Raw genomic sequence first — 23,448 nt, 5'->3', positions numbered from 1 at the left:
TCCGCCCCTTTTGAACCGGGGGCTCTGCCCCCGGACTCCCGCGCCTCAATCGCCGGCGGGGCTCCAAAGGAGCCCCGCCGGCGATTGAGGACACTGCGCGCGGCGCGGTACCGGGTCCGGGTGGAGCCCGGTTCGGGAAGGGGCGGAGAGGGGGAAGGCCGGAGAGGGGAAAGGGCCCGCCGCAGGCGTCCTTGCACGCGCCGCCCGCCGGCCACCCGGACCCGCATGTTCCGGATCGCCCTCGCGGGGTACCCGACCGACGTGAGACGACCCCGCGGCTGACACAAGGAGGCCCGGCGATGATCCGCAATGTCATCGGTTCCGTCCTCGCTCTCGTCGGAGCGACGGCTGCCGTATGGAGCCCCTTCCGTGAGTGGTACGACGGCCGTCTCGGGCGCGACTACCGCATCCAGGACCTGTTCGGCGGGATCAGTCAGAACGAGGGCCCGCTCGTCACCTCCATCCTGCTCCCCATGGCCTTCGCCGCCCTGGTCACGCTGGTCGGCCTGCTGCTCCGGTCCCGGCTGCTGGTGACGCTCGCGGGCGTGATCGTGCTGGGTTTCACCATCCTGTGGATGGTCCGCCAGGGGCAGGCGGCCGGGAGTCTCACGGTGGGCGGTGACGGCGCGGGACTCGGCCTGGGCGTGGCGCTCGCCGCCGGCGGCGGTGTGGTGCTCCTGCTGGCCGCCGCGCTGATGAGCGGCCGCCATGAGCTGCGGCGCAGGCACGAGGAGCCGTACGACGAAGAGCCTCCGGGCCATGCGCCCGCGGAGGACTGGGGCCCGTACGGGCAGGACCCGAACCGCCCCGGCCCCTACCGGGACGCCGACACCGAGTCCTACCGGCAGCCGTACGACGAGGAAAGGCGGCCCGGACCCGGGCAGCCGGGACCGGAGCCCGAGGCCCCGGCGCGGCACTCGAGGTTCAGGCGCCACTGACCTCGCGCCGCGAGATCCGGAAGAGCCGGATCTCGCGGTCGACGCGCGCCTGGTAGGCCGCGTACGGCGGCCAGAAGCGCACGGCCGTCTCCCATGCCTCCGTGCGCGCCTCGCCCGTGAGGAGCGTCGCGCGGACCGCGATCGTCCGTCCGTGGCGGCTCACTTCCGCGTCGGGGTGGCGGAGCAGGTTCGCCGTCCATGCGGGGTGGGCCGGCCGGCCGAAGTTGGAGCCGACGAGGAGCCAGGTGCCCGCCTCCTCGGGCACGCAGGCGAGCGGTGTGGACCTCGGCAGCCCGGTCCCGGCCCCTCGGACGGTGAGTACGACGGCGGGCAGCATCCGGGCGCTCGGCAGCACCTTTCCACGGGTGAGGCGGTGGACCGCGCGGTCCAGCACGGGGACGACATGCGGCGCGACCTTCGCGAAGGCGCGGGTGGAGGAGACCTTCCGGACCAGGCGGAGGGCCGTCGACATCAGGCCGCCGTCCCCTCGGGGGTGAAGAGCCCGGCCCGCTCGGCGGCGGCGTCCCGCAGCCGGTGCACGGGACCGAAGAGCGTTTCGTCGGCGGCTGCCCGGCCGACGTAGCGGTGCGCGGCGCGGTCGCGGGCGCCTTCGGCCAGCCGGACCGCCTCACCCGCGACGGTCCGCAGCGCCTCCAGGGCCTGCGCGAGTGCCGGCGGGCCCGCGGCCGTGTCCCAGGCCGCGTAGTACGCCGCGGAACGGGCCCCCTGGACGTGGGCGTACAGGTCGGCGAGCCGGTGGCGGTCGGCCTCGCGGCCCGTGATGTGCCCGGCGGTCGCGGACAGTACGCCGCCCGCCGCGCCCGCCGCCTCCGCCGCGAGCAGCGCGGCGGCCCCGCGGCCGGTGGCGGCGAGGGCGGCGGGCACGTCGGCGCCGTCCGTGCCGAGCAGTGCGGCGGGACAGTCGCGGAGCTGGAGCGCGGCCCGGGGGCGGGTCGCGTCGAGCGTCGTGAGCGGGGCGCGGGTCAGTCCCGGTGCGTCCCCCTCGACCTGGAAGAGCAGGGCGCGGCTGCGCGGGAAGCCACCCGTGTGCGCGGCGACGAGCAGCAGTCCGGCGCCGTGGCCGTCGAGGACGTCGGGTGCCTCGCCGTACAGCGTCCAGTCGTCGCCGGTGCGCCGTGCCTGGATGCCGCCGGCCCGGCCGCCGCCCGCCCAGGTGCCGTTGGTGTTGTCGCCGGTCAGGGCGAGCGCGTCGCCCAGGCGTCCGGGGACCGCGAGGGTGCAGGTGAGGGTGGTGTCCGCGATGCGCGGCAGGAGCGCGGCGCGCTGCTCGGGGCTGCCGAGGGCGAGGACAAGCGGTGCGGCGAGGCCGGCCGTGGCGAGCAGCGGGGACGGCAGCAGGACCCGTCCGGCCTCCTCGGCGGCGACGGCGAGGGCGGCGAGGGGGCGGCCGGCTCCCCCGTACGCGGTGGGGAGCGCGAGCCCGGGCAGGGCGAGCCGGGCCCAGGTCTCCGGGGCGGGCCCGCCGGACGCACCTGGCCCACCCGGTCCACCTGGCCCGGCACCCGGGCCGGTCAGCGCTTCGCGCACGGTGCGGCGCACCTCGTCCTGCTCGGCGGTGAGGACGGCATCCACCCGAGGCTCCTCTCCACTCTCCACGACTGTCTGACGGTCCGTCATGTTAGTTCCGCCGTGCACGAATGCCCAGATGTCGCGCGTGCCGAGACGTCACGAACACCCAGGCGTCACGGCCGCCCAGGCGTCACGGCCGCCCAGGCGCCGGAGGCACACCGCGCCTTCGGCGTCGCGCGCGAGGCGCTGTCGGCCCGTGCCCGCCCACCGTTATCTGATGTACCGTCAGATACATGCCTTCCACACCGCGCAGGGTCGCCGTCGTCGGCATATCCCTCTCGGACTGCGGCCGCCTCGACGGCCCCACTCCCTACGCGCTGCACGCCCAGGCGGCCCGCCGGGCGCTCGCCGACTCCGGCCTCGACCGCTGTGTCGTCGACGGTCTCTGCTCGGCCGGCCTCGGCACGCTCGCCCCGGTCGAGGTCGCCGAGTATCTGGGGCTGCGGCCGCTGTGGGTGGACTCCACGGCTGTCGGCGGGGCGACCTGGGAGGTCATGGCCGCCCACGCGGCCGACGCGATCGCCGCCGGTCACGCGAACGCCGTGCTGCTGGTCTACGGGTCGACCGCCCGCGCGGACATCGGGGCGGGGCGGCGCACCTCCGACCTCTCCTTCGGCGCCCGCGGCCCGCTCCAGTTCGAGGTGCCCTACGGCCACACGCTCGTCGCCAAGTACGCGATGGCCGCGCGCCGCCATATGCACGAGTACGGCACGACCCTCGAACAGCTCGCCCAGGTGGCGGTCCAGGCACGGGCGAACGCCGCCGCCAACCCGGACGCCATGTTCCGCGACCCGATCACCGTCGACGACGTGCTCGGCGGGCCGCTGATCGCGGACCCGTTCACCAAGCTGCACTGCTGCGTCCGCAGCGACGGCGGCTGCGCGGTGCTGCTGGCGGCGGAGGAGTACGTACCGGACACCGCGAAGGCCCCGGTGTGGATCCTCGGCACCGGCGAGCACGTCTCCCACACCACCATGTCCGAGTGGCGCGACTTCACGGTCTCCCCGGCGGCGGTCAGCGGCCGGCTCGCGTTCGAGCGTGCCGGGGTGCGGCCGGCCGAGATCGACGTCGCGGAGATCTACGACGCCTTCACCTACATGACCCTGGTCACGCTGGAGGACCTGGGATTCTGCGCCAAGGGCGAGGGCGGCGCCTTCGTGGAGCAGGGGCGGCTGCTGCGCGGCGGCGAGCTGCCGGTGAACACCGACGGCGGCGGCCTCTCCGCCTGCCACCCGGGGATGCGCGGTCTGTTCCTGCTGGTCGAGGCGGTACGTCAACTGCGGGGCGAGGCGGGCGGGCACCAGGTGCGGGCGGCGGGCGGCCGGTTGCCGGAGCTGGCGGTCGCGTCGGGGACCGGGGGCTGGTTCTGCTCGTCGGGGACCGTGGTGCTGGGACGGGGGTGATCGCCCTTCGGCGGGGCACGGGATGTTGAATGCGTCCATGGACCACGAAGAGCGTGACACCCGGGCCGTCTTCCGCGCACAGCTGCACGCGCAGCGGGTCTGGGACGTCCCGCTGCCCGCGTTCGACCCGGCCGGTGCACCCGGTGAGCCGCTGCCGCTGTTCCACCGGTGGTTCGCCGAGGCCGTGGCGGCCGGGCAGACCGAGCCGCACACCATGACCCTGGCCACGGTGGACGAGCAGGGGTGTCCCGACGCGCGGATCGTGATGCTCCACGATGCGGACGAGCGCGGCTGGCACTTCGCGACGCACGCCACGAGCGCCAAGGGCCGGCAACTGACGGCACGGCCCGAGGCGTCGCTCGTCTTCTACTGGGCCGCCCAGGGCCGCCAGATCAGGGTGCGCGGCCAGGTGACGGCCGCGTCGCCGGAGGAGAGCCGGGCCGACCTCGCAGCCCGCTCGACGGGGGCACTCGCCGCCGCGCTGACCGGCCGGCAGAGCGAGGTGCTGCCGTCGGTGGAGGCGTTGGCCCACGCCTCCCGGGGCGCGTGGGAGCGGGCCCGGTCGGAGCCGGACGCGTCGGTGCCGTCGTGGACGCGGTATGCGGTGGAGCCGCGCGAGGTGGAGTTCTTCCAGGGGGACGAGCGGCGCCGGCATGTGCGGCTCCGCTACCGGCGGCCGACGGGCGGCGCGTGGGAGCGGGAGCTGCTCTGGCCCTGACGGGCGCCGCCGCGCGCCGGAGACGGACACGGTCAACGGTCACGCCGGACCGAACACGGACACCCCGGCGGCCACGCAGAGATCACGCGGCACGGACACCGGACACCCGGCAGCCACGCCGGACCGAACACGGATGCCCGGCGGTCACGCGGCACGGAACACGGGCACGGTCACGCCGTCCTCCCCCGCGCGGAAGGCGGCTGTCAGCTCCATCCCCACGGCCAGACGCTCCGGTGCGCAGTCCACCACCTCCGTCATCATCCGGGGCCCTTCCGCCAGTTCGACGAGGGCCGCCGTGTACGGGACGCGGCCGCGGTGGGGCGGCAGGTCGTTGCGGTGGACGACGGACCAGGTGTAGAGCGTCGCCCGGCCGCTCGCCCGTTCCCAGCCGACGTTCTCGCTCCAGCAGTGCGGGCAGAACTCGCGCGGGTAGTGGTGCGGCCTGCGGCAGTCGGTGCAGCGGCGGATCAGCAGGTCGCCGGTGGCGGCCGCGTCCCAGTAGGGCCGGGTGAAGTCGTCGATGTCAGGGGTCGCCGGGGTGGTGAGGGGGCCGGAGCCCGTCACAGGAAGAATCCGATCGCATGGTCGAGCGACCAGGTCTGCCAGGACATGGCGAAGAGGGCGACGAGCGATACCAGGGCCATCATGGCGTTCTGTCCCTGCTCGGCCCAGTCGTGGATCATCAGCACCAGGTAGAGCAGATTGAGCAGCAGCCCGGCCGCCAGTGCGATCGGCGTGAGCAATCCGGTGACGAGACCGAGGCCGAGGGCGAGTTCGGCGTTGACGACGAGATAGGCCATCGCCTTGGGCCGCGGTGCCACGATCTTCTCGAAGCCGGAACGGACGGGTCGCCAGCGGTGCTCCGCGGCGACACCGGCCGCCCATGCGATCCCCGTCCCCCGCTCGAACCAGCCCTTCTTGTCCTTGTGGCGCCAGCTCTCCAGCCACCACAGGCCGAGGCCGATACGCAGGACGGCGGCCCATTCGGCCCCGGTGAGCAAGATCGTCCGCATGGCCGGGCCCCTCTCGGCGCTCAATTCTGACGGTACGTCAGTTTCAGCGGACGCGGGCGCCTCGCGCAAGAGGGCGGACACCCGGAGTGCGCGCAAGGAGTCCGGGTCGTGACCGATTCGCAACCGAACCCGGTCTTGACCGATACCCATCAATTCACCGGGTCACTACGCTTTCACTCATGGCCGCCGTGAAGGACACCGACAGACACCCGGGCACGCACCGGACCAACGACCGTCCCGTGTACGTCGTCGGCGGCGGCCCCGGCGGTCTCGCCGCGGCGGCCGCCCTGCGGGAGCGGGGCGTGCGGGCCGTCGTACTGGAGAAGTCCCAGGCGGTCGGCGACTCCTGGCGGCGCCACTACGACCGGCTCCGCCTGCACACCACCCGCAGGCTCTCCGCCCTTCCCGGCCTGCCGATGCCGCGCTCGTTCGGCCGCTGGGTCTCGCGTGACGACGTCGTCCGCTACCTGGAGAAGTACGCGGAGTTCCACGAGTTGGAGATCGTCACCGGCGTCGAGGTGTTCCGTATCGAACCGGCCGGGAACGACTGGCTGCTGCACGCCACCGGCGGTCGGGAGCTGACCGGCCGGGCGGTCGTGGTGGCCACCGGCCACAACCACACCCCGCACCTGCCCGACTGGCCGGGCCGCGGGACGTACGACGGCGAGCTGCTGCACGCCCGCGACTACCGCGAGCCGGCGCCCTACGCCGGCAAGGACGTCCTCGTCGTCGGGGTGGGTAACACCGGCGCCGAGATAGCCGTCGACCTCGTCGAGGGCGGAGCCGCACGGGTGCGGCTCGCGGTCCGCACCGTTCCGCACATCGTGCGCCGCTCCACGGCCGGCTGGCCCGCGCAGCGCACCGGCATCCTCGTCCGCCGGCTGCCGGTGCGACTGGTGGACAGGGCCGGGGACCTCATGTGCCGGATCGCCGTGCCGGACCTGACCGGGCACGGGCTGCCGCGCCCCGACACGGGCCTGTACTCCCGCGTCGGGCAGGGCGCGATCCCGGTGCAGGACGCGGGCCTGATCGACGCCGTCCGTACGGGCCGGGTCGAGCCCGTCGCGGCTCTCGAGTCGTTCGACGACGGCAAGGCGGTACTGGCGGACGGCAGCCGCATCTCACCGGACGCCGTGATCGCCGCGACCGGGTACCGGCGGGCATTGGAAGGCATGGTCGGGCACCTCGGCGTGCTGGACGAGCGCGGCCGGCCCGTGGTCCACGGCGGCCGGACACCCCGACAGGCACCCGGCCTCTACTTCACCGGATTCACGAATCCGATCAGCGGCATGCTCCGGGAGATGGCGATCGACGCACGCAAGATCGCGAAGGCGCTGGCGTAGGACCCGGCTCCGGTCCCGCTCCTGCCCCACCCCGCCCCTGCTCCCGCCCCGGGAACCGCGGCCGCGTCCTGGCACCGCCTGTGCGGCACCTGTTCCTGACTAGCCGTCAGTTCGCTAATCTGACTAGGCGTCAGCCAAGTGGCCGGGGGCAGCTCGGCCGTCGAGCAGGAGCGGAGACCAGCGATGCTCGGATCGACCCACGGCACACTCACCTCCGGCCTTCGCGCGCGCGTCGTCGCCTGCGGCGATCGGCCCGGAAACGCCGTCCACGAGGCGGCCGGACCCACCGCGCTCGCCGGTGACCTCGATGTCGGCGGCCGTCCCCTGCACGCGCCGGTCCCCGACCTGGACCGGTTTTTCCACCCCTCCTCCGTCGCCGTCGTCGGCGCCTCCGACACGGAGGGCCGGCCGAACACCGGTGTCACCCGGCAGCTCGTCGACTGGGCCGCCCGCGTCGGCGCCCGTCTGCATCCCGTGCACCCCACCCGTACGAGCGTCTTCGGCCTCGACTGCGTGCCGTCCGTGGCCCGGCTGCCGGAACCCGTCGACCTCGCGGTGCTGCTGGTCGGCGACCCGCTGCCGGTGATCGAGGAACTCGGCGAGGCAAAGGTGAGGTTCGCCGTCGCCTTCGCCTCCGGTTACGCGGAGACCGGCGAGGAGGGCGCCGCCGCCCAGGCGCGACTGGCGGCCGCCGTGGAGCGTTCAGGCGTCCGGCTGCTCGGGCCCAACACCAATCTGAACGCCTTCGAAAGGTTCCGCGACGATCTCGAAGGCCCGGCGATCGCCCTCGTCACCCAGTCCGGTCACCAGGGCCGGCCCGTCTTCACCCTGCAGGAGCTGGGCATCCGGCTCTCCCACTGGGCGCCCACCGGGAACGAGGCCGACCTCGAGACCGCCGACTTCGTCTCGTACTTCGCCGAGCGCCCCGAGGTCGGGGCCATCGCCTGCTACGTGGAGGGCCTGAAGAACGGCCGCTCCTTCCTGCTCGCCGCCGACCGGGCGGCCCGCCGGGGGGTGCCGGTCGTCGCCGTGAAGGTGGGCCGCACGGAGACCGGCGCGCGTACGGCCGCGTCGCACACCGGCAAACTCACCGGCAGCGACCAGGTGGTGGACGCGGCGATGCGGCAGTTCGGCGTGATCCGCGTCGACGGTCTCGACGAACTCCAGGACACGGCGGCCCTGCTGGCCCGCGCGCGCAGGCCGGTCGCCGACGGGGTGGCCGTCTACTCGATCTCCGGGGGCACGGGGGCGCACTTCGCGGACCTGGCGACCGCGGCGGGCCTGCGGCTGCCGCGGCTCCGCGACACTCGGCAGGACGAACTGCACCGGTGGATACCGCCGTACCTGAACGTCTCGAACCCGATCGACAACGGCGGCCACCCGGTGGGCGACCACCGAGGCCGCAGAATCATCGACTCCATCCTGGCCGACCCGGAGATCGGCGTCCTGATCTGCCCGATCACCGGGCCCTTCCCACCGATGAGCGACCGGCTCGCCCAGGACCTGGTGGACGCGGCGGAGGCCACCGACAAGCTGGTGTGCGTGGTGTGGGGCTCACCGCTCGGTACGGAGTCCGCCTACCGCGACACACTGCTCGGCTCCTCCCGCGTCGCCACCTTCCGCACCTTCTCCAACTGCATCACGGCGGTGCGCGCCCATCTGTCCCACCACCGCTTCACGGCCCGCTACCGCTCCCCCTTCGACGACGCCCCGCGCACCCCGTCCCCGTCCTTCCGCAAGGCGCAGACCCTGATGCAGCCGGGCCGGCAGCTGAGCGAGCACGCGGCGAAGAGCCTGCTGCGCGCGTACGGGATCCGGGTGCCGCGCGAGCAGCTGGTGACCAGCGCCGCCGCGGCGGTACGGGCGGCCGCCCAGGTCGGCTACCCGGTCGTGATGAAGGCGTCCGCGCCGCAGCTCGCGCACAAGACGGAGCTGGGCCTGGTCAGGATCGGGCTCACCTCCGCGAGCCAGGTGCGCGACACCTACCGGGAGCTCACCGACATCGCCCGGTACGAGGAGGTCGACCTCGACGGCGTCCTGGTGTGCCAGATGGTCGAACGGGGCGTGGAGATGGTCGTGGGGGTCGCCCAGGACGAGCTGTTCGGCCCGACCGTGACGGTGGGGCTCGGCGGCGTCCTCGTCGAGGTGCTGCACGACACCGCCGTGCGGGTCCCGCCCTTCGGCGAGGACCAGGCCCGGGCCATGCTCGACGAACTGCGCGGACGCGCGCTGCTGGACGGGGTGCGGGGCGGACCGCCGGTGGACGTGGACGCGCTGGTCGAAGTGGTCCTGCGGGTCCAGCGGATGGCGCTGGAGCTCGGCGACCAGCTCTCGGAACTGGACGTCAACCCGCTGATGGTGCTGCCACGCGGCCAGGGCGCGGTGGCACTGGACGCGCTGGCGGTGTGCCGGTGACGTCGGACGTCCTGCACCGGGTCGCGGAGTCCGTCTCCTGGATCACGCTCAACCGGCCGGAGACGATGAACGCGGTCACGTGGGAGCAGCGCGAGCGGATCATCGCCCTCCTCGCCGACGCCTCGTGCGACCCGGCGATCCGCGCGGTCGTCGTCACCGCCACCGGGCGCGGCTTCTGCGCGGGCGCCGACCTGCGCGGCGCCCCGGCGGGCGACCCGGCCCCCGGTGACGTCGCCCGTACGATCCGGCTCGGCGCGCAGCGGCTGATCGGGGCCGTACTGGACTGCGAGAAGCCGGTGATCGCCGCGGTCAACGGCACGGCTGCCGGCCTCGGCGCGCATCTGGCGTTCGCCTGCGACCTCATCCTGGCGGCGGAGGGCGCGCGCTTCGTCGAGGTGTTCGTACGGCGGGGCCTGGTCCCGGACGGCGGCGGCGCGTACCTCCTGCCGCGGCTGATCGGCCCGCAGCGCGCCAAGGAGCTGATGTTCTTCGGCGACGCCCTGCCCGCCGCGGAGGCACGGCGCATGGGCCTGGTCAACCGGGTCGTCCCCGCCGCCGGCCTCGAGAAGACGGCCCGGGAGTGGTCGGCCCGCCTCGCAACGGGCCCGACCCGCGCCCTCGCCCTGACCAAGCACCTGGTCAACACCTCCCTGGACACGGACCGCGCGTCGTCCTTCGCGGCGGAGGCGGCGTCCCAGGAACTCAACATGACGACACGGGACGCCCGCGAGGGCGTGACCGCCTTCGTGGAACGCCGGACCCCGCGCTTCGAGGGCTGCTGAAGCAGGCGGGCGGACGGTTCACACGGGTTCCATTCTGACGATCCGTCAGGTGTAATGCCGACGTGATGGGACACGCGGCCATGGCCGCCACCGCCGTCCGGTACCTCCGCTCCGCCGGGGCGCGCGGAGGGACGCCCGTCGAGACGCCCGTCGGCCCCGAGGTGTACGAGGCGCTGCCGGCGCCCGCGCTGCGGGCGGTCGGGGAGGACGAACGGCCGCCGGTGGGTGCCGGGGAGTTCCGGCGGGTGCTGGGGCATTTCGCCAGCGGGGTCACCGTCGTGACGGCGGTCGACGCGGACGGTCCGGCCGGGTTCGCGTGCCAGTCGTTCGCGTCGCTGTCGCTCGAACCGCCGCTGGTGGTCTTCATGGCGGGGCGTACGTCCACGACATGGCCGCGCATCGCCCGCGCCGGGCGCTTCTGCGCGAACGTGCTCGGCGAGGAACAGGGCGCGCTGTGCCGCGGCTTCGCCGTGAGCGGGGCGGACAGGTTCGCCGGGGTGACGTACCGGCCGGCGCCCGTGACCGGGGCGCCGCTGCTGGACGGCGTGGCGGCCTGGATCGACTGCACGGTCGAGGCGGTGCACACCGGCGGCGACCATCTGATCGTGGTGGGCCGGGTGGAGGCGCTGGACGCGGACGAGGAGTGCGCGCCGCTGCTGTTCCACCGCGGGCGCTTCGGGCGCCTCGCGGGGCTCGACGTCTGATTCCCGCCGGCGCCGGCGCGGCCCGGCGCGGAGGCTGCACGCATGACCACGACACACGAGGCACGGGCCATCGCCCCGGACGTACTGAAGCAGTTGCGCGAACGCGACGACGCCGGGCACACCCGGCAGCCGTTCACCGACCCGGAGGGCGGCGCACCGCTCCGCTGCTGCCTGCGGCGCAGCGAGGCCGGTGAGCGCATCGTCCTCGTCTCGTACGCGCCGCTGCGCCGCTGGGCGGCCGAGACCGGCGCGGAGCCCGGCCCGTACGAGGAGTGCGGGCCGGTCTTCGTCCACGCGGAGGAGTGCGCCGGCCGGACCTCCGGACCCGGCTATCCCGCCGAACTCCACGGCGCCCGCCGGGTGCTGCGCGCCTACAGCGCCGACGGGCACATCCTCGGCGGGACGCTGGTCGAGATCCCCCGGGAGCGCGCCTCAGAGGTCGACGCCGCCCTGCGGGAGGTCTTCGCCGACCCGGCGGTGGCGCTGGTGCACGTCCGCGCCGTGGAGTTCGGCTGCTTCATGGTCGAGGTCCGGCGCACGGAGCCGGCCTGATCCGGGCGCAGGGCCTCAGGCAAGCTTCGGCAGCGGCCTGCGGCGGATGACCAGGGCCATCAGGGCCGCCGCCGCGCACAGGGCTCCGGAGGCGTACCAGACCACGTCGTACGAGCCGAAGACGTCGCGGGCGACGCCGCCGGCGAAGGCGACGACGGCGGCGCCGACCTGGTGGGAGGCGAGGACCCAGCCGAAGACGATCGCGCTGTCGTCGCCGTAGTGCTCGCGGCACAGGGCGATCGTCGGCGGGACGGTGGCGACCCAGTCGAGGCCGTAGAAGACGATGAAGAAGATCATCGGCGGGTGGACGGACGGCGCGAGCAGCATCGGCAGGAAGAGGAGCGAGACGCCGCGCAGCGCGTAGTAGACGGCGAGGAGGCGGCGCGCGTCGAAGCGGTCGGTGAACCAGCCGGACGCGATCGTGCCGATGACGTCGAAGACCCCGATGACGGCGAGCAGCGACGCCGCCGCGGTGATGGGCATGCCGTGGTCGTGGGCGGCCGGCACGAAGTGCGTCTTGACGAGGCCGTTCGTGGAGGCGCCGCAGATCGCGAAGGTCCCGGCGAGGAGCCAGAACGGACCGGTGCGGGCGGCCCGGAAGAGGACCTGGACCGCCCTGCGCGCCGCTCCCGGCACCGGGTCCGGCTTGGGCGTGAAGCCTTCCGCGCCGTACGCGGCGATGCCCACGTCCGCCGGGTGGTCACGCAGCAGCAGCCAGACGAACGGGACGACGGCCAGGGCGGAGAGCGAGACGGTGATCGCGGCGGGCCGCCAGCCGTGGTTCTCCACCAGCCAGGACAGCAGCGGCAGGAAGACGAGCTGGCCGGAGGCCCCGGCCGCGGTGAGGATGCCGGTGACCAGGCCGCGGCGCTTGACGAACCACCGGTTGGTGACGGTCGCGGCGAAGGCGAGCGCCATCGAGCCGGAGCCGAGGCCGACGAGGACGCCCCAGTAGAGCACGAGCTGCCACGGCGCGGTCATCCACACGGTGAGCACCGCGCCGGCCGCGATCACGCTGAGCGCGACGGCGACGACGCGGCGGATCCCGTACCGGTCCATCAGGGCCGCCGCGAAGGGCGCGGTCAGTCCGTACAGCGCCAGGTTGACGGAGACGGCGAAGCCGATCGTGCCGCGGGACCAGTCGAACTCCGAGTGCAGCGGTTCGATCAGCAGGCCGGGCAGGGACGCGAAGGCCGCGGCGCCGATGATCGTCACGAAGGTGACGGCGGCCACGAACCAGGCACGGTGGATGCGGGGCGGACGGCGCAGCGGCTGCTCGGAACCGGGGCGCGGCACGGTTGTCTGGGTCACGTCACCCAGCTTCCGGATCCGTACCGTCCGCAACGAGTGGCCCGAGGGACAGTGTTCGATAGGATCGGGCCATGACGCAGACCGGACGGCACCGGGTGGTGGTTCTGGCCCTGACCGGGCTGCTCCCCTTCGAGCTGGGCATCCCGCACCGGATCTTCGGCCGCGCCGTAGCCGCCGACGGCAGTCCGCTGTACGAGACCGTCACCTGCGGTCTCACCGCGGGCCCGATCCGGACGGACGCGGACTTCGCCGTCACCGTCGAGCACGGCCCGCAGATCCTGGCCACGGCGGACACGGTCGTCGTCCCCGCCTCATACGAGCTCGGACCGGTCTACGAGGAGGGCCGCCTCACCGAGGACCTGGCCGCCGCCCTCGCATACGTCCGGCCGGGCACCCGGATGGTCTCCATCTGCACGGGCGGGTACGTGCTGGCCGCCGCCGGTTACCTGGACGGGCGTCCCGCCACCACCCACTGGTCGTCCGCCGAGCACTTCCAGCGGCTCTTCCCGTCCGTCGCGGTCGACACGGACGTGCTCTTCATCGACGACGGCGATGTCCTGACCTCGGCGGGGGTCGCCGCCGGGATCGACCTGTGCCTGCACATCGTGCGGCGTGACCACGGCGCGGCGGTCGCCAACGACGTCGCGCGCCGGACCGTCGTCCCCCCGCACCGCGACGGCGGGCAGGCCCAGTACATCCACCGGCCCGTCCCCGAACCGCAGGTGGCGACCACCGCGACGGCCAGGGCCTGGGCGCTCGGCCGGCTCCACGAGCCGCTGCAACTGCGGGAACTGGCAGAGCAGGAGTCGATGTCGGTACGGACCTTCACACGGCGCTTCCGCGAGGAGGTCGGCATCAGCCCGGGACAGTGGCTGACCCAGCAGCGGGTGGAACGAGCCCGGCATCTGCTCGAGTCCACGGACCTGTCCATCGACCAGGTGGCCACGGACGCCGGTTTCGGCACGGCCCAGTCGATGCGCCAGCACCTCCAGGCGGCGCTCGGCGTCCCGCCGACGGTGTACCGGCGGACGTTCCGGGACCGCCGCGCAGGCTGAGGGCACGCGCCGAGTGGGTGTGCGTGTACCCGGCTTACGGCGCGCTCACCTCCCCGTGCCGGGCACCTCTGCGGCGCCCGCCGGCGAGCTGGGCGGTATCGCCGCGGATTCCGAACTGTCGGCCCGCCTCGCCAGACACGCTGCCGCCACCAACATCAACGCCCTGGCGCTGGAGCAGTTCGATGCCGACGTGGAACGCCTCGCCAGGGACTTCGTCAGCCGGCCGCTTCCCCTCCTGGTCCCTGAGATCCGCACCCTCCGCGCCGAGGTGTTCCGATTACTCGAAGGCCGCCAGCACCCCGGTCAGACGCGGCACCTGTACATCGTCGCCGGATGGCTGTCCGGCCTCGCGGCGCACGTCTCGGAGACGATCGAGCGCGCCCGAGAACGAGTGGAGGAGACCATCCAGGCAGAGGGCACGTTCCGCGTCACCTGCCTCGGCGGCATCCTCGTGTGCCGATGAACAGCGCGCAGCGCCTGCCTTGCGCAGAGAAGGCGCGCTTGGCCAGGCAGTATGAGAACCGCCGTCATCACGGCAAGGCTCCGGACGCCTGCGGTGCCGGTACGGACCGACGTGCGCTCCGCCTCAGAACGTCAGCACGCCGCGCGCCACCCGACCGTGCCGCGCGTCGTCCGCGGCCTTGGCGAAGTCCTCGACGAGGTAGGTGGCGGTGACCAGTTCGTCGAGGAGGAGCAGGCCGCGCCGGTACAGGTCCGCGTAGAGCGCGATGTCGTGCTGCGGGCGGGAGGAGCCGTAGCGGCAGCCGAGGACGGACTTGTCCAGGAAGAGGGACGCGGGCAGGAAGGCCGCCTCTGCCGACGGGGCGGTCATGCCCAGCAGGACCGCCTGGCCGCGGCGGTCGAGCAGTTCGATCGCCGCGCGGATCAGCGCGGCGCTGCCCACGCACTCGAAGACGTGGTCCGCGCCGGCGGGCAGGACCTCCCGCACGCCGTCGGCGGAGGCGAGGAAGTCGGTGGCGCCGAACTGCCGTGCCACGGCTTCCTTCGCCGGGTTCGTGTCGACGGCGACGATCGCAGAGGCGCCCGCGATACGGGCTCCCTGGAGGACGTTGAGGCCGACACCGCCGGTGCCGATGACGACGACGGTGTCGCCCCGGCCCACCCGGGCGCGGTTCAGTACGGCCCCGACGCCCGTCAGGACGCCGCAGCCGATGAGCGCGGCGGAGGTGAGGGGGACGTCGGCGGGGATCTTCACGGCCTGCACGGCCTTGACGACCGTCCGCTCGGCGAAGGCCGAGTTGGCGGCGAACTGGAACACCGGAGTGCCGGCTCGGGAGAAGGGGCGGCCGGGGCGGCCGATGGCCCGCCGGCACATCGTGGGGCGGCCCCGGTCGCAGTCGGCGCAGGCGCCGCAGTTGGCGAGGGTGGACAGCGAGACGTGGTCGCCGGGGGCGACATGGACCACGCCGGGGCCGACCGCCGCGACGGCCCCCGCGCCCTCGTGGCCGAGGACGACCGGCACGGGGAACGGGATCGTGCCGTCGACGACGGACAGGTCGCTGTGGCACAGCCCGGCGGCGGCGATCTCGACCAGGACCTCCCCCGGGCCGGGGGCGCGTACCTCCAGGTCGTCGACGACCAGGACGCGCTCCCCGTCGAACACGACACCTTTCACCGCGGCTCCTTCAAAAGGCCGGGCGTCCGCCCGGCGGGGACACTGCGCCGGATCCCGTCCGGCTCACGCGGCGTGCGCGGCTCACGCATGGGGCCGGTCCCCGCGCCGGGCCGCGGCGGACATGGCGTCCAGTCGCGCGAGCATCGGCATGGGGTCTGTGCCGACCGTGCCCGGCAGGAAGTCGGCTATACGGTCCGGGGTCCAGGGCCCTTCGCCGTAGGCGGCGCGCAGTTCCCTCGGCTGGGCCCAGACTGCGATCTTGGGGCCGGCGATCGTGTAGACCTGACCGGTGATCCTCTCGGCGCGGGCGCGGTCGGAGAGCAGGTAGACGACCAGGGCGGCGACGTCCTCGGGGTCGCCGATCTCCTTGAGCTCCATGGGGACGCCCGCGGACATGCGGGTGCGGGCGACGGGGGCCACCGCGTTCGCGGTGACGCCGTACTTGTGCAGTCCGAGCGCCGCGCTGCGGACGAGGGAGATGATTCCGCCCTTGGCCGCCGAGTAGTTGGCCTGCGAGACGGACCCCTGGTGGTTGCCGCTGGTGAAGCCGATCAGAGTGCCGGAGCCCTGGGCCCGCATCACCGCCGACGCGGCGCGGAAGACGGTGAAGGTGCCCTTGAGGTGGGTGGCGAGGACGGCGTCCCATTCGTCCTCGGCCATGTTGAACAGCATCCGTTCGCGCAGGATCCCGGCGACGCACACGGCCCCGTCCAGCCGTCCGTACTCGGCGAGTGCCACGTCCACGAGGCGCCGTCCGCCCTCCATCGTGGCGATGTCGTCGGCCACGGCCACCGCCGCGCCGCCGGCCGCCTCGATCTCCTTGACGACACCGTCGGCGACCTCGGACGTGGGTGAGGCTCCGTCGACCGAGACGCCGAGGTCCCCCACGACGACGCTCGCGCCCTCGGCGGCGCAGGCCAGCGCGACCGCCCGTCCGATGCCCCGGCCGGCTCCGGTCACGGCGACGACCTTGGCTGCCAAGAAATTCCCCACGACCGGCCCCTTCCCGCGGTTTCTGACGGACCGTTAGATTCTGGGGAGTCGGATGCACGAACACAAGCCCCGGGGAGGCCCCATGTCACTTCCGGCCGCGTTCCACGACATCGCGAAGCGCGTCAACAACTGGGGGCGGTGGGGCGGCGACGACGAGACCGGCACCCTGAACCTGATCGACGACGAGGTGGTGAAGAATGCCGTCGCCGCGGTCCGCAGCGGTGTGCGCGTCCCCCTCGCGGTGCCGCTGCGGCAGGGCGGGGTGCAGACCGGTGTCATCCCGGGCCGGATCGACCCGCTGCACACGATGGTGCAGATCAACCGGGAGCTGTTCGGGCCCGGCACCGTCGCCACCAGCGACGACACGGTGACGATGGGGCTCCAGTGCGCCACCCACTGGGACGCCCTGACCCACGCCTCGCACTCGGGCCGCCTCTACAACGGACGCCCCGCGGACACCGTCACACCGCACGAGGGCGCCCGCTTCAGCGGTATCGACAAGGCGCCGCCCGTCGTCTCACGCGGTGTTCTCCTGGACGTGGCGCGGGCGAAGGGGCTCGACCGGCTGCCCGGCGACCACGCCGTCACACCGGAGGACCTCGACGAGGCTGCGGAGTACGGGGGCGTCACCGTGCGCGGCGGCGACATCGTCCTCGTACGGACGGGGCAGATCCGGCTCCTGCTGGACGGCGACCGGCACGGCTACGGGTATCCGTCGCCCGGTCTGTCCGTGCGCACGCCCGAGTGGTTCCACGCCCGGGACGTCGCCGCCGTGGCGAACGACACGCTGGCCTTCGAGATCTTCCCACCGGAGATCGAGGACCTCTGGCTGCCGGTGCACGCGCTGCACCTCGTGGAGATGGGCATGCTCCAGGGCCAGAACTGGAATCTGGAAAAGTTGTCCACAGCCTGTGCACAGGCGCGCCGGTACGCGTTCCTGCTCTCCGCGATGCCGGAGCCGTTCGTCGGCGCCACCGGAACACCCGTCGCCCCGGTGGCCGTGCTCTGATGCCCCAGGCGGGGTCAGGCCCCGCGCGCCACGACGGGCGCGCCGGCCAGCCGCTGCGCGCCGGCGGGCAGCCCGCGGTCCACCTCGCACCAGATGGACTTGCCGGCGCCCTCCCGATGCCAGCCCCAGCGGTCCGCGAGCCCGTCGACGAGCTCCAGTCCGCGGCCGCCGGTGTCCTCGCCCCGCGCGCGCCGGGGGCAGGGCGGGCAGGCGCTGACGTCGACGACCTCGACCCTGACCGTCCCGGCCTCGGCGGCACCGCCGCCGAAGAGCATCCGCAGCACCGCCGGACAGCCGGTGTGCACCACGGCGTTGGTCACCAGCTCCGAGATCAGCAGGATCAGTGTCTCGGCCAGCCGCTCGTCGTCACCCACTCCGGACTTCACGAGCCGCGCCCTGGCCCATCTGCGGGCCCGCCCCACTTCCGAGGGGTCGGATCCGATCTCCAACTGCATCTGAAGCACCTGCACAGCTCACACCACCCGAACCGGCGGACACATAGCCTCGCGCCTCACAGCCATAACGGAATGTGATTCCCTTACAGCACAGCTTGATTGACTGACAGTCACCGCAACAAGCGCTTCAGGCATATTCCAGCGTGAAGGAGTACGCGTGGTGCATACTGTGCGACGCACAACGCGGCGAGTCGAACACAGTGCCGCAGGACGCAATCGCACAGGCCGGACAGCGCGCATCGACGGGTGCGGGACCGCCGTACGGGCGGCACCGTGAGACCCCGTCATCGCAGCGACTCGCATCCAACGGAGCGTACCGGAGTGGTGCCCCGACTCCGCCCTGTGACGAGTCCTCCGAAGGACACAACCCGATATCGACGCACGGTGACGGATCAGAGTGCTGAGGCCAGGGCTTGCGCGTTCATCTCCTCGGCCTGCGACGCCGTCAGCCACATCCGGGCCCGCAGCAGGGCGCGCTTGAGATGGAGGTGGACGTCCGCCTCCCAGGTGAAGCCCGTCCCGCCGAACACCTGCAGGCAGTCCCGGGCGTTGCGCACCGCCGCGTCGTCGGCCAGCAGCTTGGCCCCCGCGGCCTCCGCCGGGCCGGGTACGGCGGCCGCCGCGTAGACGGCGGCGCGGGCGACCTCCGTACGCACCAGCATCTCTGCGCACAGGTGCTTGACGGCCTGGAAGGCGCCGACGGGCCGCCCGAACTGGACCCTGGCCTTGGCGTGGCGCACCGCCTCCTCGGTGCTGCGGGCGGCGCTGCCCAGCTGCTCGGCGGCGGTGAGAAGGACCGCGGGGACCGGCGGCGCGGCGGGCGGCGGCGGGTGCGGCAGCCGGTGCAGTGGCGTGAGCGGGTCGAGAGACCGTACGGCGGCCGCCGCCCGCACCTCCACGATCACGGCACCCGGCATGGCCCCGAGCATCACGACCGCGTCGGCATCCTCGAAGTGCTGTATGAAGGGGGCGAGTTGGCTCCCGCAGGTGACGACCGCCGTGCCGTCCGCCGCCCCAGGCACCATCCCGGCCGCCAGATGGGTCGCCACCAGCGGCCCCGGCAGCAGCACGCGGCCCGCCTCCTCGAAGAGCAGTACCGCCTCCGGCAGCCCCAGCCCGACGCCGCCCTCGCTCTCCGGCAGCCGCAGTGCGAAGAACCCCGCCCGGCCGAGCTCGCGCCACAGTTCCCGGTCGACCCTGCCCTCGCGGTCGGCGGCGGCCCGCAGCGCCTCGCGCCCGAAACGGCCGGTGAGGAGCGCGCGGGCCCCCTTGCGCAGCGCCCGCTGGTCGTCGGTGAGCCGGAAGTCCATCAGCGTCCCCTGGGCAGGCCGAGAATGCGCTCGGCGATGATGTTCCGCTGGATCTGCGAGGTGCCGGCGGCGATCGTGTACGAGAGGGAGGACAGCCGCTGCACGGTCCACGGCCGCGACAGATCGAGCGCGTCCGGACCGAGGACCTCGGCGGCCGCGTCGTACAGCTCCTGGCGGGCGTGCGAGTAGCGGAGCTTGAAGACGGACCCTCCGGTGCCGGGCACGCTGCCGGTCGCGGCGGCCTCGCTGACGTTCCACTGGACGAGCCGCCACAGCGCCGTGAACTCGGCGTGCAGTCCGCCCAGTCTGCGGCGGACCACCGGATCGTCCCAGCTGCCGTTGGCGCGCGCCTGTGCGGCCACCTCCCCGAGGGTGCGGCGGCAGGCGACGACCTCGCCGGCGAAGGCGGTCCCTCGTTCGAAGGAAAGCGTGACCATGGTGACGCGCCAGCCGTCGTTCTCCTCCCCGACCCGGCAGGCGGCGGGCACCCGCACCTCGTCGAGGAACACCTCGGCGAACTCGGCGGACCCTGCGAGGGTGCGCAGCGGCCGAACGGTGATGCCGGGCGTGTCCATCGGCATCGCGAGCCACGTGATGCCGCGGTGCCGGGGGGCGGCGGGGTCGGTGCGGACGAGGAGTTCGCACCAGTCGGCGACCTCGGCGTGCGAGGTCCAGATCTTCTGCCCCGTCACGACGTACGCCTCGCCGTCGCGGACCGCCTCGGTGCGCAGCGAGGCGAGGTCGGAGCCGGCTTCCGGTTCACTGAAGCCCTGGCACCAGATCTCGTCACCGCGCAGGATGGGCCCGAGCCAGCGTTCCCGCTGCTCAGGGGTGCCCTCGGCGGCGATGGTCGGCCCGGCGTGCAGCAGGCCGACGAAGTTGGCGCCGACGTACGGGGCTCCGGCCCGCTCCGTCTCCTCCAGGAAGATCAGCCGGAGGGTCGGGGAGGCGTCCCAGTGCACGTTCCCGTAGCCGGCGTCGTACAGGGCCCGCTGCCAGGCGGTGTCGTACGCGCGTCGCGCGGGCCAGTCGCCGGGCGGTGGCTGCGGGGGCAGTGCCGGCAGGGCGGCGGCCAGCCAGTCGCGCAGCCGGCCCCGGTACTCCTCCTCGTCGTCGGTGTACGCCAGGTCCACTACCGGTCCAGGTCCAGGCCGAGCATGCGGATGGCGTTGCCCCGCATCAGCTTGTACACGGTCTCGTCGTCGAGGCCCTGCACATGGTCGAGGGCGACCTCCTTGGTGTGCGGAAAGGTCGAGTCGACGTGCGGGTAGTCGGTCTCGAAGGTGGCGTTGTCGCGGCCGACGACGTCGAGGGAGGCGATGCCGTGCTTGTCGCGGAAGAAGCAGCAGAAGATCTGCCGGTAGTAGTAGGTGGACGGCGGTTCGGGGACCAGGTCGCGCACCCCGCCCCAGGCCCGGTGCTCCTCCCACACGTCGTCGGCGCGCTCCAGGGCGTACGGGATCCACCCCATCTGCCCCTCGCTGTAGGCGAGCGTGAGGCGGGGGAAGCGGACGAGGACACCGCTGAAGAGGAAGTCGGTCATCGACGCCATGGCGTTGTTGAACGACAGGGCGGCCTGCACGGCGGGCGGTGAGTCCGGGGAGGCGGCGGGCATCTGGGACGACGAGCCGATGTGCATGTTGACGACCGTGCCCGTCTCCTGGCAGACGGCGAAGAACGGGTCCCAGTAGCCGGAGTGGATCGACGGCAGCCCGAGGTGGGTCGGGATCTCGGAGAAGGTGACGGCGCGCACGCCCCGCGCGGCGTTCCTGCGGATCTCGGCGACGGCGAGAGCGACGTCCCACAGCGGCACGATGCAGAGCGGGACGAGCCGGCCGCCGCTGTCGCCGCACCACTCCTCGACCATCCAGTCGTTGTAGGCGCGTACGCAGGCGAGCGCGACCTCCTTGTCGTGGGCCTCTGCGAAGGTCTGACCGCAGAAGCGCGGGAAGGTGGGGAAGCACAGGGACGCCTCGACGTGGTTCAGGTCCATGTCCTTGAGGCGTTCCACCGGGTCCCAGCAGCCGGGCCGCATCTCGGCCCGGGTGATGCCCTCGAGGGTCATGTCGTCGCGGTCGAAGCCGACGGCGGCGATGTTGCGTTTGTACGGGAACCTCAGGTCCTCGTAGACCCACCAGTCGGCGGGCGGCCCCTCGGGGTCCATGGTGATCCGGTACTTGCCGCCGACGTAGGCGAGCTCCCCGATGCCGGTGGTCAGCGGCTTGGGGCCGCGGTCGCGGTACTTGGCGGGGAGCCAGGTCTCGAAGAGGTGCGCCGGTTCGATCACGTGGTCGTCGACGCTGACGATCCGGGGCAGTTCCTGTTCCATCGGGACCATCCTTCTGACGGTGCGTCAGTTGTGTCCGCCAGGCTAGCCCCGCGCCCCTGGACCGACAAGGCGTGGAACCGTACGATCTGACGCACCGTCAGTCCCCTTCTTCGTTTCCCCCTCACTCGCGGAGGCGCCCGGCCATGGACGAGACCGCACACGCACTGGGCACCGCCGCCACCCTCTGGGAACTCGTCGCCCGCCGGGCCGCGCTCACACCCCACCGGCCCGTACTGCTGCAGGGCGAGCGCCGCCTCACCTTCGGCGAACTGCGCGACCGCTCGGAGCGGGCCGCCGCCGGGCTGCACGCGATGGGCGTCCGCCCCGGCACGGTCGTCGCCTGGCAGCTCCCCACCCGTATCGAGACGGTCCTGCTCACCCTGGCCCTCGCCCGGATCGGCGCCGTGCAGTCGCCGGTCATCCCCTTCCACCGGGACCGCGAGGTCGGCTTCGCGCTGCGCGAGTCCAAGGCCGCGTACTTCGCCGTACCCGGCGAATGGCGCGGCTTCGACTTCACGGCCATGGCCGGGCGCACCGGTGCGCCCGGTGTCTTCGAGGCGTACGACTCGCTGCCCGACGGCGACCCGTCGGCACTGCCCGCGCCGCCCGCCTCCGGCACGGACGTGCGCTGGATCTACTGGACCTCCGGCACCACGTCCGACCCCAAGGGCGTGCTGCACACCGACCGCTCACTGATCGCCGGCGGCTCGTGCCTCGCCCACGCGCTGCGCCTGTCCGCCGACGACATCGGCTCCATCGCCTTCCCGTTCGCGCACATCGGCGGCCCGGACTACCTGATCATGCTGCTGCTGTACGGGTTCCCCGCGGTCCTCTTCGAGAAGTTCGCCCTGCCCGACGCCCTCGACGAGTACCGCCGGCACGGCGTGACCACGGCCGGCGGCTCCACCGCCTTCTACGCGATGTTCCTCGCGGAACAGCGCAAGCAGCCCGGCCGCAAACTGATCCCCACCCTGCGGCTGCTGGCGGGCGGCGGCGCGCCCAAGCCGCCCGGGCTCCACCACGCCGTGGTCCGCGAGATGGGCTGCGCACTCACCCACGGCTACGGCATGACAGAGGTACCCATGATCACCATGGGCTCTCCCGACGACACCGAGGACCACCTCGCCCACACCGAGGGGCGACCGCCCGCCGGCATGGAGATACGGATCACCGACGGCGAGATCCGGCTGCGCGGCGAGGCCGTCTGCAAGGGGTACCTGGACCCCGTCGCTACGGCCGCCGCCTTCGACGCCGACGGCTTCCTGAGCACCGGCGACCTCGGCCACCTCACGGACACCGGCCATCTCGTCATCACCGGGCGGGCCAAGGACGTCATCATCCGCAAGGGCGAGAACATCTCGGCCAAGGAGATCGAGGACCTGCTGCACGGCCACGCCTCGGTCGGCGACGTGGCCGTCATCGGCCTCCCCGACCCGGAACGCGGCGAACGCGTCTGCGCGGTGGTGGAACGGGCACGGGACGCGGCGGACCCGACGCTGTCCGACCTCACCGCGTATCTGCGGGCGCAGGGCCTGGCCGTCCACAAACTCCCCGAACAGCTCGAGGTGGTGGACGAGCTTCCCCGCAACGACGCGCTGCGCAAGGTCCTCAAGTACAAGCTCCGCGACCGGTACGCGTAGCGGGGGCGTGGCCGGGCAAGACCCGTTCCGTGTCACGTCCTCGGGTGTGCCCCGGCCCGGGTGCCGCGCGTCCGGGCGGTGCCCGGTCCTGTCCGGGTGACGCCCTCGGGCGAGGCCCGGCCCCGGGTGCGCCTTCGGGACTTGGCCCGGTCCTGTCCGGGTGGCGTCCGGGTGCCGCTCCGGTGGTCGTGTCCGGGACTGCTTTCCTCACCGCGCTTCGCGCGAGTTGCGACGCTTTACGTCCCGGACACG

General features: G+C 73.2%; 22 protein-coding genes and 1 pseudogene. 12 read left to right on the top strand and 11 right to left on the bottom strand.

Going from position 1 to position 23,448, the window contains the following annotated elements; all coding sequences use genetic code 11:
- Positions 1-299 precede the first annotated feature (299 nt).
- The gene (locus AB0903_RS14355) at positions 300-938 is read left to right on the top strand and encodes a hypothetical protein (protein ID WP_366702500.1); all 639 of its coding nucleotides are present in this window, start codon (positions 300-302) and stop codon (positions 936-938) included.
- On the opposite strand, the gene AB0903_RS14350 is transcribed toward AB0903_RS14355, so the two are convergent.
- Positions 925-1,410 carry a nitroreductase/quinone reductase family protein gene (locus AB0903_RS14350; RefSeq protein WP_366702498.1) on the bottom strand — a complete coding sequence of 162 codons (486 nt, stop codon included), beginning with the start codon at positions 1,408-1,410 and terminating at the stop codon, positions 925-927. The genes AB0903_RS14355 and AB0903_RS14350 overlap by 14 nt on opposite strands.
- The gene (locus AB0903_RS14345; protein ID WP_366702496.1) at positions 1,410-2,531 is read right to left on the bottom strand and encodes an acyl-CoA dehydrogenase family protein; all 1,122 of its coding nucleotides are present in this window, start codon (positions 2,529-2,531) and stop codon (positions 1,410-1,412) included. The genes AB0903_RS14350 and AB0903_RS14345 overlap by 1 nt, the downstream gene beginning before the upstream one ends.
- Positions 2,532-2,761: 230 nt before the next feature.
- On the opposite strand from AB0903_RS14345, the gene AB0903_RS14340 reads away from it, so the two are divergent.
- Together AB0903_RS14340 and AB0903_RS14335 are read left to right on the top strand one after the other, a co-directional pair.
- Entirely contained in the window at positions 2,762-3,931 is a 1,170-nt protein-coding gene (locus tag AB0903_RS14340; protein ID WP_366702494.1) for an acetyl-CoA acetyltransferase, read from the top strand.
- Positions 3,932-3,968: 37 nt separating this feature from the next.
- Complete coding sequence (locus AB0903_RS14335; RefSeq protein WP_366702492.1) at positions 3,969-4,649, top strand: pyridoxal 5'-phosphate synthase; 681 nt, start codon at positions 3,969-3,971, stop codon at positions 4,647-4,649.
- A gap of 144 nt (positions 4,650-4,793) precedes the next feature.
- On the opposite strand, the gene AB0903_RS14330 is transcribed toward AB0903_RS14335, so the two are convergent.
- Positions 4,794-5,213 carry an OB-fold domain-containing protein gene (locus tag AB0903_RS14330; RefSeq protein WP_366702490.1) on the bottom strand — a complete coding sequence of 140 codons (420 nt, stop codon included), beginning with the start codon at positions 5,211-5,213 and terminating at the stop codon, positions 4,794-4,796.
- Complete coding sequence (locus AB0903_RS14325; protein ID WP_366702488.1) at positions 5,210-5,662, bottom strand: DoxX family protein; 453 nt, start codon at positions 5,660-5,662, stop codon at positions 5,210-5,212. The genes AB0903_RS14330 and AB0903_RS14325 overlap by 4 nt, the downstream gene beginning before the upstream one ends.
- A 179-nt stretch (positions 5,663-5,841) precedes the next feature.
- On the opposite strand from AB0903_RS14325, the gene AB0903_RS14320 reads away from it, so the two are divergent.
- The 5 genes from AB0903_RS14320 to AB0903_RS14300 all read left to right on the top strand — a co-directional run bounded on the left by AB0903_RS14320 (position 5,842) and on the right by AB0903_RS14300 (position 11,458).
- Positions 5,842-7,005, top strand: coding sequence for an NAD(P)/FAD-dependent oxidoreductase (locus AB0903_RS14320; protein ID WP_366702486.1), 1,164 nt, complete (start codon positions 5,842-5,844; stop codon positions 7,003-7,005).
- Positions 7,006-7,188: 183 nt separating this feature from the next.
- Complete coding sequence (locus tag AB0903_RS14315) at positions 7,189-9,420, top strand: acetate--CoA ligase family protein (protein WP_366702484.1); 2,232 nt, start codon at positions 7,189-7,191, stop codon at positions 9,418-9,420.
- A 65-nt stretch (positions 9,421-9,485) separates the two neighbouring features.
- Positions 9,486-10,202 carry an enoyl-CoA hydratase-related protein gene (locus AB0903_RS14310; protein ID WP_366702638.1) on the top strand — a complete coding sequence of 239 codons (717 nt, stop codon included), beginning with the start codon at positions 9,486-9,488 and terminating at the stop codon, positions 10,200-10,202.
- Between the two features lie 80 nt (positions 10,203-10,282).
- Entirely contained in the window at positions 10,283-10,906 is a 624-nt protein-coding gene (locus AB0903_RS14305) for a flavin reductase family protein (RefSeq protein WP_366702636.1), read from the top strand.
- 42 nt (positions 10,907-10,948) lie between these two features.
- Complete coding sequence (locus AB0903_RS14300; RefSeq protein WP_366702482.1) at positions 10,949-11,458, top strand: DUF1203 domain-containing protein; 510 nt, start codon at positions 10,949-10,951, stop codon at positions 11,456-11,458.
- Between the two features lie 15 nt (positions 11,459-11,473).
- On the opposite strand, the gene AB0903_RS14295 is transcribed toward AB0903_RS14300, so the two are convergent.
- Positions 11,474-12,769, bottom strand: coding sequence for an MFS transporter (locus tag AB0903_RS14295; RefSeq protein ID WP_366702480.1), 1,296 nt, complete (start codon positions 12,767-12,769; stop codon positions 11,474-11,476).
- Positions 12,770-12,840: 71 nt separating this feature from the next.
- Between AB0903_RS14295 and AB0903_RS14290 the strand changes: the two genes are divergently transcribed.
- On the top strand, positions 12,841-13,824 hold the full coding sequence (locus AB0903_RS14290; protein WP_366702478.1) for a helix-turn-helix domain-containing protein: 984 nt from the start codon (positions 12,841-12,843) through the stop codon (positions 13,822-13,824).
- Positions 13,825-14,188: 364 nt separating this feature from the next.
- Positions 14,189-14,287 (top strand): annotated as a pseudogene (locus AB0903_RS14285) (SAM-dependent methyltransferase); the annotation flags it as partial.
- Positions 14,288-14,410: 123 nt separating this feature from the next.
- Here the strand turns inward: AB0903_RS14285 and AB0903_RS14280 are convergent.
- Entirely contained in the window at positions 14,411-15,460 is a 1,050-nt protein-coding gene (locus AB0903_RS14280) for an alcohol dehydrogenase catalytic domain-containing protein (protein ID WP_366702476.1), read from the bottom strand.
- An 81-nt stretch (positions 15,461-15,541) separates the two neighbouring features.
- Positions 15,542-16,453: an SDR family oxidoreductase gene (locus AB0903_RS14275; RefSeq protein ID WP_366702474.1), complete on the bottom strand. Its 912-nt coding sequence runs from the start codon at positions 16,451-16,453 to the stop codon at positions 15,542-15,544.
- A gap of 82 nt (positions 16,454-16,535) precedes the next feature.
- On the opposite strand from AB0903_RS14275, the gene AB0903_RS14270 reads away from it, so the two are divergent.
- Complete coding sequence (locus tag AB0903_RS14270) at positions 16,536-17,462, top strand: cyclase family protein (protein ID WP_366702472.1); 927 nt, start codon at positions 16,536-16,538, stop codon at positions 17,460-17,462.
- A 14-nt stretch (positions 17,463-17,476) separates the two neighbouring features.
- Here the strand turns inward: AB0903_RS14270 and AB0903_RS14265 are convergent, their stop codons facing one another.
- The 4 genes from AB0903_RS14265 to AB0903_RS14250 all read right to left on the bottom strand — a co-directional run bounded on the left by AB0903_RS14265 (position 17,477) and on the right by AB0903_RS14250 (position 21,556).
- Positions 17,477-17,932, bottom strand: coding sequence for an ATP-binding protein (locus AB0903_RS14265; RefSeq protein ID WP_366702470.1), 456 nt, complete (start codon positions 17,930-17,932; stop codon positions 17,477-17,479).
- Between the two features lie 377 nt (positions 17,933-18,309).
- Entirely contained in the window at positions 18,310-19,227 is a 918-nt protein-coding gene (locus AB0903_RS14260; protein WP_366702468.1) for an acyl-CoA dehydrogenase family protein, read from the bottom strand.
- On the bottom strand, positions 19,227-20,360 hold the full coding sequence (locus tag AB0903_RS14255) for an acyl-CoA dehydrogenase family protein (RefSeq protein ID WP_366702466.1): 1,134 nt from the start codon (positions 20,358-20,360) through the stop codon (positions 19,227-19,229). The genes AB0903_RS14260 and AB0903_RS14255 overlap by 1 nt, the downstream gene beginning before the upstream one ends.
- Positions 20,360-21,556, bottom strand: coding sequence for an amidohydrolase family protein (locus AB0903_RS14250; protein ID WP_366702464.1), 1,197 nt, complete (start codon positions 21,554-21,556; stop codon positions 20,360-20,362). The genes AB0903_RS14255 and AB0903_RS14250 overlap by 1 nt, the downstream gene beginning before the upstream one ends.
- A 143-nt stretch (positions 21,557-21,699) precedes the next feature.
- On the opposite strand from AB0903_RS14250, the gene AB0903_RS14245 reads away from it, so the two are divergent.
- A complete protein-coding gene (locus AB0903_RS14245; protein ID WP_366702462.1) occupies positions 21,700-23,196 on the top strand; it encodes an AMP-binding protein in 1,497 nt (498 codons plus the stop codon).
- Positions 23,197-23,448 lie beyond the last annotated feature (252 nt).

It is taken from the genome of Streptomyces sp. NPDC048389 (assembly GCF_040706335.1).
Classification (GTDB): domain Bacteria; phylum Actinomycetota; class Actinomycetes; order Streptomycetales; family Streptomycetaceae; genus Streptomyces.
The sequence above is the reverse complement of the archived record's forward strand: the minus strand, read 5'-3'. Positions and strand labels throughout refer to the sequence as shown.